A 12763-nucleotide genomic window follows, 5' to 3' on the forward strand; every position below is an offset into this window, starting at 1 on the left:
CGGGGCAAAAGACGCCGTATTTAACCACAAGCGCGCAGCCGAAACCAAAGGCTGTGCCGACGCCTAGTCTGAGCATGTCCGATAAAATTGAACTTCGCGCAGAGGTGCCGTCCGAACTGGGCGGCCAACGCCTCGATCAAGTCGCCGCCCAATTATTCGCTGAGCACTCGCGCTCGCGCCTTTCCGCCTGGATCAAAGACGGCCGCCTGACTGTGGATGGAGCGGTTATCCGCCCGCGAGACATCGTCCATGGCGGCGCGGTTCTTGAGCTGACCGCCGAGCAGGAAGCTCAGGGAGAATGGATCGCTCAGGACATCGAGCTGGATATCGTCTATGAAGACGACGATATCCTGGTCATCAACAAGCCTGCCGGCCTGGTGGTCCACCCCGCCGCCGGTCACGCCGATGGCACGCTGCTCAATGCCCTGCTGCACCATGTCCCGGACATCATCAACGTGCCGCGCGCCGGCATCGTCCATCGCCTGGACAAGGACACCACCGGTCTGATGGTGGTGGCCAAGACCATCCAGGCGCAGACCCAGCTGGTTGCCCAGTTGCAGAGCCGCAGCGTCAGCCGCATCTATGAATGCATCGTGATCGGTGTGGTCACCGCCGGTGGCAAGATCAATGCGCCGATCGGCCGGCATGGCCAGCAGCGTCAGCGCATGGCCGTGATGGAAGGTGGCAAGCAGGCCGTCAGCCATTACCGCGTGCTCGAGCGTTTCCGTTCCCACACCCATGTGCGGGTCAAGCTGGAAACCGGTCGTACCCACCAGATTCGCGTGCACATGGCGCACATCAACTTCCCGTTGGTCGGCGATCCGGCCTACGGCGGCCGCTTCCGCATTCCGCCGGCGGCGAGCCCGACCATGGTCGAATCCCTGAAGCACTTCCCGCGTCAGGCGCTGCATGCGCGTTTCCTGGAGCTGGATCATCCGACCACCGGTGAACGCATGAGCTGGGAGTCGCCGCTGCCGGAAGACTTCGTCTGGCTGCTGACCCTGCTCAAGCAGGACCGCGAGGCCTTCGTCGGATGAGTGACTGGCTGATTCCTGACTGGCCTGCGCCGGCCGGGGTCAAAGCCTGCGTCACCACCCGTGCGGGCGGCGTCAGCCTGGCGCCGTTCGACAGCCTCAACCTGGGCGATCATGTCGACGACGATCCGCAGGCAGTAGCCGAAAACCGCCGCCGCCTGACCGATCATTTCTCCATACAGCCAGCCTGGCTGAAGCAGGTCCACGGTATTGATGTGGTCGAGGCGGATCCGTCCGTCGTCGCCACCGCCGATGCCAGCTGGACGGCCACGCCCGGCATCGCCTGTAGCGCCATGACCGCCGATTGCCTGCCAGCGCTGTTCTGCGACCGCGCCGGTACTCGTGTGGCGGCGGCCCATGCCGGCTGGCGCGGGTTGGCGGCCGGAGTGCTGGAGGCGACGCTCGCTAGCCTGAAGGTTGCGCCTGAGGATGTACTGGTCTGGCTGGGGCCCGCCATCGGTCCGCAAGCCTTCGAAGTCGGGCCGGAAGTCCGTGAGGCGTTCGTCCGCCACTTGCCGCACACCGAGCAGGCCTTTGTGCCGAGCCACAATCCCGGCAAGCTTATGGCTGACATCTATACGCTGGCCCGCCTGCGCCTGGCGGCATGCGGCGTCACGGCCGTGTATGGCGGTGGTTTCTGCACCGTGAGCGATCCGCGTTTCTATTCCTACCGCCGCAGCCCGCGCACCGGGCGCTTCGCTTCCCTGATCTGGCTGGAACGCTAGACTCTTCTGACCTGTGTCAAGCTCGACAGGCTTGAATCTTCCAGAATCGACCGCATCTACAGGGGTATCTGGCAGGTTTCTCTATTTAGGTGTGTCCATCGCTCCGACCTGCTCAAAAGGAAGGTGACTAATGCGTATAGACCGATTAACCAGCAAGCTGCAGCTGGCATTATCCGATTCTCAATCCCTGGCGGTCGGCCTCGACCACCCAGCCATCGAGCCTGCACACTTGATGCAGGCCCTGCTCGAGCAGCAGGGCGGTTCGATCAAGCCGCTGCTGATGCAAGTGGGCTTCGACGTGAACAGCCTGCGCAAGGAGTTGAGCAAAGAGCTCGACCGCTTGCCGAAAATCCAGAACCCTACCGGCGACGTGAACATGTCGCAGGATCTGGCGCGCCTACTGAACCAGGCCGATCGCCTGGCGCAACAGAAGGGCGACCAGTTCATCTCCAGCGAGCTGGTGCTGCTGGCGGCCATGGACGAAAACAGCAAGCTCGGCAAATTGCTGCTGGGCCAGGGCGTCAGCAAGAAAGCGCTGGAAAACGCCATCAATAACCTGCGTGGCGGCGAGGCGGTGAATGACGCCAACGTCGAGGAGTCGCGCCAGGCCCTGGATAAATACACCGTCGACCTGACCAAGCGCGCCGAAGACGGCAAGCTCGACCCGGTGATCGGCCGTGACGACGAAATCCGTCGGACCATCCAGGTGCTGCAACGCCGGACCAAGAACAACCCGGTGCTGATCGGTGAGCCTGGCGTGGGTAAAACCGCGATTGCCGAAGGCCTGGCCCAGCGCATCATCAATGGCGAGGTGCCGGACGGCCTGAAAGGCAAGCGCCTGCTGTCCCTGGACATGGGCGCGCTGATCGCGGGCGCCAAGTACCGCGGTGAGTTCGAAGAACGCCTGAAATCCCTGCTCAACGAGCTCTCCAAGCAGGAAGGGCAGATCATTCTGTTCATCGACGAACTGCACACCATGGTCGGCGCCGGCAAGGGCGAAGGTTCGATGGATGCGGGCAACATGCTCAAGCCGGCCCTGGCCCGAGGCGAGTTGCATTGTGTCGGCGCCACCACGCTCAACGAGTATCGCCAATATATAGAGAAGGATGCGGCCCTCGAGCGGCGCTTCCAGAAAGTCCTGGTGGATGAGCCGAGCGAAGAAGACACCATCGCCATCCTGCGTGGCCTGAAAGAGCGTTATGAGGTGCACCACAAGGTGGCGATCACCGACGGCGCGATCATTGCCGCGGCCAAGCTCAGTCATCGCTACATCACCGATCGGCAGCTGCCGGACAAGGCGATCGACCTGATCGACGAAGCCGCCAGCCGTATCCGCATGGAGATCGACTCCAAGCCGGAAGTGCTGGACCGTCTGGAACGGCGCCTGATTCAACTGAAGGTTGAATCCCAGGCCCTGAAGAAGGAAGACGACGAAGCGGCGATCAAGCGCCTGGAGAAACTCCAGGAGGAAATCACCCGCCTGGAGCGCGAATACGCCGACCTGGAAGAAGTCTGGACCTCGGAGAAAGCCGAAGTGCAGGGTTCGGCGCAGATTCAGCAGAAGATCGAGCAGTCCCGCCAGGAACTGGAAGCCGCGCGCCGCAAAGGCGACCTGAACCGCATGGCCGAGTTGCAGTACGGGGTGATCCCGGACCTGGAGCGCAGCCTGCAGATGGTCGACCAGCATGGCCAAAGCGAGAACCAGCTGTTGCGCAGCAAGGTGACCGAAGAGGAAATCGCCGAGGTCGTGTCCAAGTGGACCGGTATTCCAGTGTCGAAGATGCTCGAAGGCGAGCGCGACAAGCTGCTGAAGATGGAAAGCCTGCTGCACCAGCGTGTCATCGGCCAGAACGAAGCCGTGGTGGCGGTGGCCAACGCCGTGCGGCGTTCCCGTGCCGGGTTGTCCGATCCAAACCGGCCAAGTGGCTCGTTCATGTTCTTAGGCCCGACCGGTGTGGGTAAAACCGAGTTGTGCAAGGCGCTGGCCGAATTCCTTTTCGATACCGAAGAGGCGATGGTGCGGATCGATATGTCCGAATTCATGGAGAAACATTCCGTGGCTCGGTTGATCGGTGCGCCTCCAGGCTACGTCGGCTACGAGGAGGGCGGTTACCTGACCGAGGCGGTGCGTCGTAAGCCTTATTCAGTGATCCTGCTGGACGAGGTCGAGAAGGCCCATCCAGACGTGTTCAACATCCTGCTGCAGGTGCTGGAAGACGGCCGCCTGACGGACAGCCATGGGCGTACCGTGGATTTCCGTAATACGGTGATCGTCATGACCTCCAACCTGGGCTCGGTGCAGATCCAGGAACTGGTGGGGGATCGCGAAGCACAGCGGGCGGCGGTGATGGATGCGGTGTCGAGCCATTTCCGTCCGGAGTTCATCAACCGGATCGACGAAGTGGTGATCTTCGAGCCATTGGCTAGGGACCAGATCGCCGGCATCACCGAGATCCAGCTGGGCCGCCTGCGCGGCCGCCTGGCGGAGCGAGAGCTCAAGCTGGAGCTGAGTGGCGAGGCCTTGGACAAACTGATTGCCGTGGGCTACGACCCGGTCTATGGCGCGCGCCCGCTCAAACGAGCGATCCAGCGCTGGATCGAGAACCCGCTGGCGCAGTTGATTCTGTCTGGCAGTTTCCTGCCGGGAGTCACTGTGACGGCCAAGGTGGAAAACGACGAAATCGTCTTCGCCTGAGCCAAATAGGGTGTCATTGGGAAGGAGGCCTCGCATTGCGAGGCCTTTTTTTGCATAGGGCGTTGAACTGTAAGGCAAAGGCTTGTAAAGTGCGCCCCGCAGTAAGTCACCCCAAGGGTTTTTCCTCCCCGAGGAAAAAACTGAAATAAGTTGCAAATCATTGTCTTGAAAGCAATTTAGGGGGTTGACAGAGGTTTTTAAGATTGTAGAATAGCGCGCCTCAGAGACACGAACGTAGCGATACGGACAGGGTCAACGAGGAGGCTTCTAGAAATAAAAGCCTGCTGTAAAAGCTGTAAATTGAAATGTTCAGTTCCGTGATAGCTCAGTCGGTAGAGCAAATGACTGTTAATCATTGGGTCCCAGGTTCGAGTCCTGGTCACGGAGCCAATTTCAAACCGGGGTATAGCGCAGTCCGGTAGCGCGCCTGCTTTGGGAGCAGGATGTCAGGAGTTCGAATCCCCTTACCCCGACCATATTTGGGTCGTTAGCTCAGTTGGTAGAGCAGTTGGCTTTTAACCAATTGGTCGTAGGTTCGAATCCCACACGACCCACCATTTTTGAGACCAGCTCGCTGGAATCGAATCTTAAGATCAGACGCCAAAAGCTCTGTTCGCAGAAGGCGCCTTTAAAAGGTGCCTTTTTTTTACCGGGGTATAGCGCAGTCCGGTAGCGCGCCTGCTTTGGGAGCAGGATGTCAGGAGTTCGAATCCCCTTACCCCGACCATACTGAAAATCCTCGTATCGAAAGATACGGGGATTTTTTTTGCCCGGAATTTGGTGTCGGTTGTGTCTGTCCTTTCCTGAATAAGGTTCACACCTTCTGATCTCTTTTCAGGAGGACGTACTGGAAGCGAGAAAACGGCGCTGTCAGCGTGATTACACGCTGACTATTAAATTGCCGGTCGTCGACCAGGTTGAAAAGGAGCCGAGTCATAAAGAGGCTCAGGCGCGCTACGGCATTCAAGGCAAGACGACCGTTCTGATGTGGCTGTATACAAAGCACGGTCGGCAGGATTGGAGCGCAGGCGCACATACTGGCTTGCTGAAGATGGTTTCGTGCCTTGGGCGTGAAGCAAAAAAAGCCCCGATAATTCGGGGCTTTTTTGGGGGGAGATTTGGGTTGTCCGTTGTCGTTCTGTGCATATCCCCTTGCCGGCCCTTCGTTGCGAGGGGCGTTTACGGTGCTCACAAGGCCCGGCAAAGGCCATCCACGCGCTCGTATGCCAGCTCCTTGTTTGCCGCCGGGAGTGTGTAGTCCACCGTGCAGGAACCCTCGGCCCAGCGAATTTCCAGTCGGCCCTTGTCGGTAACGCCGAAGACCAGCAGGCGCGACAGGTTGTCGACCATGCCCAGGGGCTTGCCCTGCTCGTCGTAGCCTTGGGCGCCGAAGGGGATACTGCCGCCTTGCTCCGCACGCAGGACGAACTGCAGGCGGCGACCGGTCTGTGCGGCGTAGGTTGTCTTGACGATGGCGCCACGGGTCGGCACCAGCACCTTGGAGGTTTCGTTGATCTCGGTATCGGTGCCCAGGGTCTGGGTGTCCAGGTTCAGCCAGTTGTAACGATAAGGCTGCATATAGGGCACCACCGCGTAACCCTTGCCGTTGGTGCGCACGCCGTTCCAGCCGGATACCCCGACCCCGTCGACACCCGGAACTTCCAGCAGGCCGAAGGTCTCGCCAAGCGGCTGGCCGAGGGTAACGCCGCCGCTGTGTACCAGCAGCGAGCCAGAAGCACCCAGGTCGATATGCTTGTCATCGCGACCCTGGCTATAGCCACCCCGCAGCTTGGCGATGGGGGTATCCCAGTCCAGGCCGGCGCCGGCTGTGCTGCCGTTTCTTTTGCTGTGTCCGGCCTGTGCCGAGTAGCTGAGAGTGGCCTGGTCGTCCAGGTAGCCGGACACGTTCGACTGCAGCGAGGAGTCGCCCTTGCTGGAACTGATGGCGTTGCTGGAGAGGCGGTGAGAACTGCTTCTCCCTCCCAGCGGCAGGCTGATGCTGGCGGTAAGTTGTGTATCCGAACCACCGTTCATGGGATCGCTCTGGGTGCGTGACACCGCCAGGTTGTAGCTGACGCTGTTGATGCTGCTGCCATAACCAAATTGCCAGTTGCGTGTGCGGCCCTGCTGTTTCCAGTAGTTGGTTTCATCCATGCTGAGATACAGCGAGCCTCGCTGTGACAGGCTCTGGTTCACCCGGAGGTTGATTCGGCTCTTTTGTGCGCTGAAGCCGGCACGCTCCTGGTACATGAGGTCGTCCACATGCTGGCTGAAGCTGCGATAGCCTTCGGTGGAGTAGCGGTAGCCGGCCATGGTGAAGGTGGTATCGGTGGCGTTCAGCGTCTTGGAGTACAGGAAGCGCGCACTGTGCCCCTTGTTGCTCCTGCCGTTCAGGGTTTTCGATTCACTGCTGGTGACGTCGAAGGATATACCGCCGATGCTGGAGTTCACACCCGCGCCAAGGTTGACGGCGCGATAGTCTTGCGCAAGCAGCGCGCCACCATAGCCGGTCAGGTTATCCGTCACGCCGTAGACCGCCGTGCCCTGGGTGAACGACGGCGACGGTTGGTCGTTGGAGCGATATTCACCGGCAGTGAAGGCGTAGCGAAGGTTACCGCGGCGGGTCATGACCGGCTGGTAGGCGTAGGACTGTTGGTATTCGCGTACACGACCGTCCGCTTCGATGATCTTGATCTGCAGGTCGCCGTTGGAGCCGCTGGGATAGATGTCAGTGAACTCGAAGGCGCCAGGCGGCACCGACGCGGAATAGATCACGTAGCCGTTTTGCCGTACTTCGACGGTGGCATTGGTTTCAGCGATGCCGCGGATCACCGGTGCGTAGCCAACCTCGTTGTCAGGCAGCATGCCGAGGTCCGAAGCGATCTGGGCGCCGCGAAAACGCACGCTGTCGAAGATCTCGCCGGGGGTGTACAGCTCGCCCATCGAAAACTTGCCTTTCAGGCGCTGAACATCGCGTTCCAGATAGGTACGGTTGCTCTTGAACTCGCTTTTTGTCCCGGTGCCGCCGGTCAGGGCGGATTCGTTGCGAAAGCGCCAGCCGGCGATATTGAAGCCGTTGCGCAGGTTCAGGTTGTGGTAGTCGCTCTTCGTTCCCCGGTTGGTGTTGCGGTTGAAGTTGGCCTGGTAGTCGCTGTAGAAGGCGGTGATGCCGTCGTCCCAGACCGACGGGTCGACGTAACCACGGGAATAGCGCTGGACGTAGGCCTGCGGAATGCTGAGCTGCAAGGCCAGGTTGGTGACGTCGAAGTCCACTGCTGCGCCGGCGATCTGGGAACTGACGTCGAACGGCAGCTCATCCTTGGCATCGGCGGCGATAAGCCCGTCCTGTTGGGCTTTGCCCGCGTTGAGCCCGAGCTCTTTGAGCAGCCCGAGCGAAAGGACGGGTTTGGCCTGCCCGGATGCGTCGGCGCTGAAGGTGATCTCCTGGCGCTTGATCAGCACGTTGTTCAGGTAAAGGTCGACGCTGTAGGTGCCTGGCGGAACGGCGCTGCCTTTCTCAAAATACTTGAGGTCCACCGGAGCACCCTCCATTTTCAGGAAGGACTCGCTGAACTCGACCTCTGCGGCGGACAGCTTCGAGGTCAGTCCCACTGCCATGAGGCAGGTCGCGCACGCCCGTCGGGCGATCCTGAAGCTGAGCTCTCTCTGAAAAATGGGCATGCGAAATCCTTTCGATCATGCATCGGGTAGCCGAGGCACTGACCTGAGTAAAAAGTCGGATAGGTAAAGCTTTGCGCTCTGGCGAGCGGCGCGAATGACGGCTGTGCTTTCGTTAGTTGGAAAGCTTGCTGGTGATGCGGTCCAGCCCGCCGTAATCGTTGATGCTTTCGAATTCCACCGTTGCGGCTCCGGAACTCACGCTGGGCGAACCTTTGATCGCGACGACACGCGTTGCTCCCGGCGCGAGCATTTCTGCGGCAGCGGTATAGGTGCCAGCCCCCTTGCCAGTGAGCAGTTTCACGGTGCTACCGGAAAAGGACACGTGGTACGCGGAAGGGTTGGTCACTGAAAGCGCGGTTTTACCGCCTTGTTCCACCAGTTTCCATTGCAGGCTCTTGGCTGCATTGGCCGCGGTGTCCGGCAGGTTGGCCGGGCGGTAGAACAGTTTTACGCGCTGGCGTATGGCGATCTGCAGGCTGTTCTGGTCCTTGGCTTTTTGCGGAATCTCTTGCACGGCGAGCCAGAACACGGACTCCTTGTCGGTCGGCAACCCCTGGCCTTGATAGAGGATGCGCAGGACTTGCTGCTTGTTGCCTCCAAGGCGAACGAGGGGAGGGGTAATGGCGAACGGTACGTCGGTCGCGGACCCGCTGCTGTCTGGCTCGACCCAGGACTGGACCATGATGTCGCTCGAGTCCTGGTTCCTGACGACGACGGATGTTTCCTTGGCTGGCGCAGCAAAGACGACGCGGGTGCCATCCAGTGTAATACCGGCACTGGCCATCGACGCAAAGAGCGTCATGGCACTGGCGAGTGCAAGGCGTGTCAATAGTGGGGTTTTCATAGCGGCTCCAGGTCGGAGGGAGGGGCGCAGGCCCCTCCCTTTGGCGCGGGTTACTCGTAGGTCAGGGTAAACGGCAGGGTGCCGTTCGCCGCACCTGGCTTGATGGTCACGCCGTTCGCCACATAACCTGCACGCATGTCCAGTACGGCCTTGTACTTGGTGGTATCGCCTTCCTTGGTTTCCACCAGTGTGCCGTTGATGGTTTCGTTCGCGGCGATGTTCAGCAGTTTGTTGCTGGCGTCGTAAATACCGATGCCCACGCCCTCTGCGTCACCGGTGGTTTTCAGCAGCATGCCGTTCTTGCTGTCGATGCCGGAGCCGCTGTTCGGGTCGAACTGCAGCTTGACGGATTTCAGACCGGCTGCGGTACCGCCGCAATCCAGGCTCAGGTTGATGTTCTTACCACCGACGATGCCGCCGCCAGCAGTACCGGTGAGCGAGTCGCTACTGACCTTGCCGAGGTTGACGGTGACGGCTTTGGCGCCCTTGTCACCACCAACGTTGGTGCCGGAGCCGCCGGTGATAGCGCAGGATGCAGCGATGATGTCGCCGGTGAAGTTGATGGTGCCGTCTGCCGCGAGAGCGGAAGTGCTGACTGCGCCAGCGATAGCCATGGAGACGATGCTTTTGAGAAGTTTGGACATTTCATGTACCTGCTAAAGTTGGAGGTGCAATCTTGTATCTTCACTTCGGTCGTTACAATAAGACCATTCTTAAAGTGTTGATTGGTTTATGGCTTTGAATGGCTGCTAGTACTTTTTTGATTGACGGGGTTTCAATAAGAAGATTCTTAAAGTGTTGTCTTGTGACGATTTTATTGAAGGGGATTGTCTGTCTGGTCTGGTAAGCAGGGGAGCGATTCTTATCGCCTTCGGCCGTTGCAGGACCAGCCAGGAAGGCAGATTCATTGGGTGATGGGCGAGTCGAGAGGAGGGCTAAGCTAACTGCCGATACAACTAGATGGGACGTGGTTGTTGCCTTGAATGCTTATTGGATCAAGTCTGTATATGTTGCTTTAAAAGGTGCTGCTGGAAGCAGGGGTACGCATTGTTTGCGCTGGAGGGAGCAACTTTTGAACGCTAGGGATGAAGTCGGAAAAGTCTTTTTATTTAGTCGGTGGATTGGTTGTGTAATGTTCAGAAAATTCGTATATCAACTAAGGGAAGTTTCTTTTTTCTTCGAACTCTGGCAACTCCCCTGTGGGTCCCGAGTTGGACAAAGGCTTGAGCCAACCTTGAACAGGATGCAAAAAAATGCCCCGATCGCTCGGGGCATTCCTGCCTTGAACGATTGACTCAGTGCAGCTTGAGTCGTGGCTCGGTGCCGCGGCCGATCCGGCTGCCGAGCATCAGCATGGCGGTCCGGAACGGGCCGTAGAGCGCCATCTGGTGCATGCGGTACAGCGACACATAGAACATCCGCGCCAGCCAGCCTTCGAGCATCACGCTGCCGGTCAGGTTACCCATCAGGTTGCCCACGGCGGAAAAGCGCGACAGCGAGATCAGCGAACCGTAGTCGGTGTATTTGTATTCCGGCAGGGCCTTGCCTTCGATGCGCAGTTTCAGCGACTTGGTCAGCAGCGATGCCTGCTGGTGAGCCGCCTGGGCCCGCGGTGGAACGTTGCGATCGGTGCCCGGTTGCGGGCAGGCGGCGCAGTCGCCAAAGGCGAAGATATTCTCGTCGCGGGTGGTCTGCAGGGTCGGCAGGACTTGCAGCTGGTTGATGCGGTTGGTTTCCAGGCCGTCGATGTCCTTGAGGAAACCCGGTGCGCGAATCCCGGCGGCCCAGACTTTCAGGCTGGCGGCAATCACCTGGCCATCGGCGGTAATCAGGCTGTCGGCGGTCACTTCGCTGACTGCGGCGTTGGTCATCACCTTGACCCCGAGTTTTTCCAGGGTCTTGTGTACCGGTCCGCCAATCCGCTCCGGCAGGGCTGGCAGTACCCGTGGGCCTGCCTCGATCAGGGTGATGTGCATGTTTTCCGGCTTGATCCGGTCCAGGCCGTAAGCCGCCAGTTCGTGAGCGGCATTGTGCAACTCGGCGGCCAGCTCGACGCCCGTGGCGCCGGCACCGACGATGGCCACGCTGATCTGCTCGACCACATCGGTCTGCCCGGCGTGGGCGCGCAGGTAGTGGTTGAGCAGTTGCTGATGGAAGCGTTCGGCCTGCTTGCGGGTGTCGAGGAACAGGCAATGCTGGGCGGCGCCCTGGGTGCCGAAGTCGTTGGTGGTGCTGCCCACGGCGATCACCAGGGTGTCGTACCCCAGCTCGCGGGCCGGCAGCAGTTCCACGCCATTTTCGTCGTAGGTGGCGGCCAGCTGGATTTTCTTCTGCTGACGATCGAGCCCGCTCATGCGGCCCAGCTGGAACTCGAAGTGGTTCCATTTGGCTTGGGCGACATAGTTGAGTTCGTCTTCGGAAGAGTTCAGCGAGCCGGCGGCTACTTCGTGCAGCAAGGGCTTCCAGATGTGGGTCAGGTTCGCGTCGACCAGCATCACACTGGCGGTGCCGCGCTTGCCCAGAGTCTTACCCAGACGGGTAGCCAACTCCAGACCGCCGGCGCCGCCGCCAACGATGACAATACGATGAGTCATGGGGATATCTCGCAAGGCTAAAAGAAATCGGTACGGTTACCCGAGCGAGCGCAATGCAGCTCATAGCGTCAGGTAACTGATAAGTCGGCTCAGCAGGCCCAGGCCAATGGTGATGGTCACGACTATCACGAGGAGCATCCACGGCCGGAAGGGCCGGCGCTCGACTCGGTGCTGGGCCAGTTGCAGGTATTCTTCGACATGGCGTTGGTCGTCGGGGTTCAGGCGGCTGGTCATAAAAAGCCTCGTCAGCTAGACGTTGCGAAAAGTATGAAGGTTACAGCGCAGTGCCATCTTGTCGGGCTATGCGGTATGGAACGGAGCATAGCTGCTCGCGGATGCGGACCTTGTCATCGCGCGGGTGATTGCGCTTTGTAACACTCGCAGGGTGTTTGCGCCATGCCACAACGGTCTGAAGGGGGGGCTGGAAAAACCTTCGCTAAACGACCTACAGGCTGATCCCGACGTCGAAGAGGATGCTGCGCCCCAGGTTGCCACGCAGGAAGTCCGGCGCGTCGGGATGGGCGAACAGTACGCGGGCGAAGGTCGGTCCGACCAGCGACAACGAGCGCCAACCCTGGCGCAGATACTCGGTCGGTGGCGGGAAATGGCTGTTGAGGTCGAGCACTTCGCGCTTGAGGCTGGCGAAGGCGATGATGTCCAGTTCCCCCAGGTCCATGCCACGTTCCTTGTAGTTGTGGGCTTTCTTGCGCAGGGTCGGGGCCAGCCTGAGCAACAGTTCGTTGGCCGGAATGCGCTTGGGCTTGGCCTCGCGCCGCACCAGTTGGCTGAGGGAGAAGGCACTGCGGCGCCGTTGCAACTCGTCGCGCCATTCATCGTTGAGGCGACGGCCTTCGTCCAGCACGAAGAACACCTCGAAACAGGCCTCGCGAAACAGTACGTCCGGCGGCTCCTGCCCGGCGGGCGTGAATTCGTCGGCACGGTAGGGGATGTTCAAGCCTTGCAGCAGGCGCTGGCAGACCCAACGCTCACGCTCCCATTTGCGCGCATTGGACAGGAACGCGTTGGCTTGTTCGGCCTGAATGGTGAGCAGGCGCAGGTAATCTGAGTCATCCATAGTCCAAGCTTAGCGTCCAAACGCTGATCCAAGAAATACACTCTGCCGGGTCGGCGGGGGCTGACTGCACTTATAACGGATAAGTGTGACATCAGGTCAACCCTCTGCCGCTCGT

9 protein-coding genes, 4 tRNA genes and 1 pseudogene are annotated in these 12763 nt (G+C 60.0%); 8 read left to right on the forward strand and 6 right to left on the reverse strand.

Annotation, left to right across the window (positions count from 1 at the left end; genetic code table 11):
- The first annotated feature begins 74 nt into the window (after nt 1-74).
- The 8 genes and pseudogenes from rluD to NRG23_RS23815 form a co-directional block, all read left to right on the forward strand.
- Complete coding sequence (gene rluD / locus NRG23_RS23780; protein WP_009050933.1) at nt 75-1037, forward strand: 23S rRNA pseudouridine(1911/1915/1917) synthase RluD; 963 nt, start codon at nt 75-77, stop codon at nt 1035-1037.
- Entirely contained in the window at nt 1034-1759 is a 726-nt protein-coding gene (gene pgeF / locus NRG23_RS23785; protein ID WP_009050932.1) for a peptidoglycan editing factor PgeF, read from the forward strand. The genes rluD and pgeF overlap by 4 nt, the downstream gene beginning before the upstream one ends.
- 130 nt (nt 1760-1889) lie before the next feature.
- Nucleotides 1890-4454 (forward strand): ATP-dependent chaperone ClpB, encoded by a 2565-nt coding sequence (clpB, locus tag NRG23_RS23790; RefSeq protein WP_009050931.1) that lies wholly within the window; start codon nt 1890-1892, stop codon nt 4452-4454.
- Between the two features lie 314 nt (nt 4455-4768).
- Nucleotides 4769-4844, forward strand: a tRNA-Asn gene (locus NRG23_RS23795).
- A 9-nt stretch (nt 4845-4853) separates the two neighbouring features.
- Nucleotides 4854-4930 (forward strand) — tRNA-Pro (locus NRG23_RS23800).
- 5 nt (nt 4931-4935) lie between these two features.
- A tRNA-Lys gene (locus NRG23_RS23805) sits at nt 4936-5011 on the forward strand.
- Nucleotides 5012-5104: 93 nt separating this feature from the next.
- Nucleotides 5105-5181 (forward strand) — tRNA-Pro (locus NRG23_RS23810).
- A 120-nt stretch (nt 5182-5301) separates the two neighbouring features.
- Nucleotides 5302-5484 (forward strand): annotated as a pseudogene (locus NRG23_RS23815) (IS3 family transposase); the annotation flags it as partial.
- Between the two features lie 158 nt (nt 5485-5642).
- Here NRG23_RS23815 and NRG23_RS23820 read toward each other — a convergent pair.
- The 6 genes from NRG23_RS23820 to NRG23_RS23845 form a co-directional block, all read right to left on the reverse strand.
- Nucleotides 5643-8135: a fimbria/pilus outer membrane usher protein gene (locus tag NRG23_RS23820; protein ID WP_257372435.1), complete on the reverse strand. Its 2493-nt coding sequence runs from the start codon at nt 8133-8135 to the stop codon at nt 5643-5645.
- Nucleotides 8136-8247: 112 nt separating this feature from the next.
- Nucleotides 8248-8979, reverse strand: a complete 732-nt coding sequence (locus NRG23_RS23825; RefSeq protein ID WP_110177015.1) for a molecular chaperone — start codon at nt 8977-8979, stop codon at nt 8248-8250.
- Between the two features lie 50 nt (nt 8980-9029).
- A complete protein-coding gene (locus NRG23_RS23830) occupies nt 9030-9623 on the reverse strand; it encodes a fimbrial protein (protein WP_257372437.1) in 594 nt (197 codons plus the stop codon).
- 651 nt (nt 9624-10274) lie between these two features.
- Nucleotides 10275-11573, reverse strand: coding sequence for an NAD(P)/FAD-dependent oxidoreductase (locus NRG23_RS23835; protein ID WP_009050927.1), 1299 nt, complete (start codon nt 11571-11573; stop codon nt 10275-10277).
- 60 nt (nt 11574-11633) lie between these two features.
- The gene (locus tag NRG23_RS23840; protein ID WP_009050926.1) at nt 11634-11807 is read right to left on the reverse strand and encodes a DUF3094 family protein; all 174 of its coding nucleotides are present in this window, start codon (nt 11805-11807) and stop codon (nt 11634-11636) included.
- Nucleotides 11808-12018: 211 nt separating this feature from the next.
- Nucleotides 12019-12648 carry a DUF1780 domain-containing protein gene (locus NRG23_RS23845; protein ID WP_007924708.1) on the reverse strand — a complete coding sequence of 210 codons (630 nt, stop codon included), beginning with the start codon at nt 12646-12648 and terminating at the stop codon, nt 12019-12021.
- Between the last annotated feature and the right edge of the window lie 115 nt (nt 12649-12763).

Source organism: Pseudomonas sp. T8, assembly GCF_024610635.1.
Lineage (GTDB): Bacteria > Pseudomonadota > Gammaproteobacteria > Pseudomonadales > Pseudomonadaceae > Aquipseudomonas > Aquipseudomonas chlororaphis_I.

What these genes read in the sequence shown, in the direction of transcription:
- NRG23_RS23845 (WP_007924708.1), bottom strand. Translation starts at nt 12,648, where the DNA reads ATGGATGACTCAGATTACCTGCGCCTGCTCACCATTCAGGCCGAACAA.
- NRG23_RS23835 (WP_009050927.1), bottom strand. Translation starts at nt 11,573, where the DNA reads ATGACTCATCGTATTGTCATCGTTGGCGGCGGCGCCGGCGGTCTGGAG.
- NRG23_RS23825 (WP_110177015.1), bottom strand. Translation starts at nt 8,979, where the DNA reads ATGAAAACCCCACTATTGACACGCCTTGCACTCGCCAGTGCCATGACG.
- NRG23_RS23830 (WP_257372437.1), bottom strand. Translation starts at nt 9,623, where the DNA reads ATGTCCAAACTTCTCAAAAGCATCGTCTCCATGGCTATCGCTGGCGCA.
- clpB (WP_009050931.1), top strand. Translation starts at nt 1,890, where the DNA reads ATGCGTATAGACCGATTAACCAGCAAGCTGCAGCTGGCATTATCCGAT.
- NRG23_RS23840 (WP_009050926.1), bottom strand. Translation starts at nt 11,807, where the DNA reads ATGACCAGCCGCCTGAACCCCGACGACCAACGCCATGTCGAAGAATAC.
- rluD (WP_009050933.1), top strand. Translation starts at nt 75, where the DNA reads ATGTCCGATAAAATTGAACTTCGCGCAGAGGTGCCGTCCGAACTGGGC.
- NRG23_RS23820 (WP_257372435.1), bottom strand. Translation starts at nt 8,135, where the DNA reads ATGCCCATTTTTCAGAGAGAGCTCAGCTTCAGGATCGCCCGACGGGCG.
- pgeF (WP_009050932.1), top strand. Translation starts at nt 1,034, where the DNA reads ATGAGTGACTGGCTGATTCCTGACTGGCCTGCGCCGGCCGGGGTCAAA.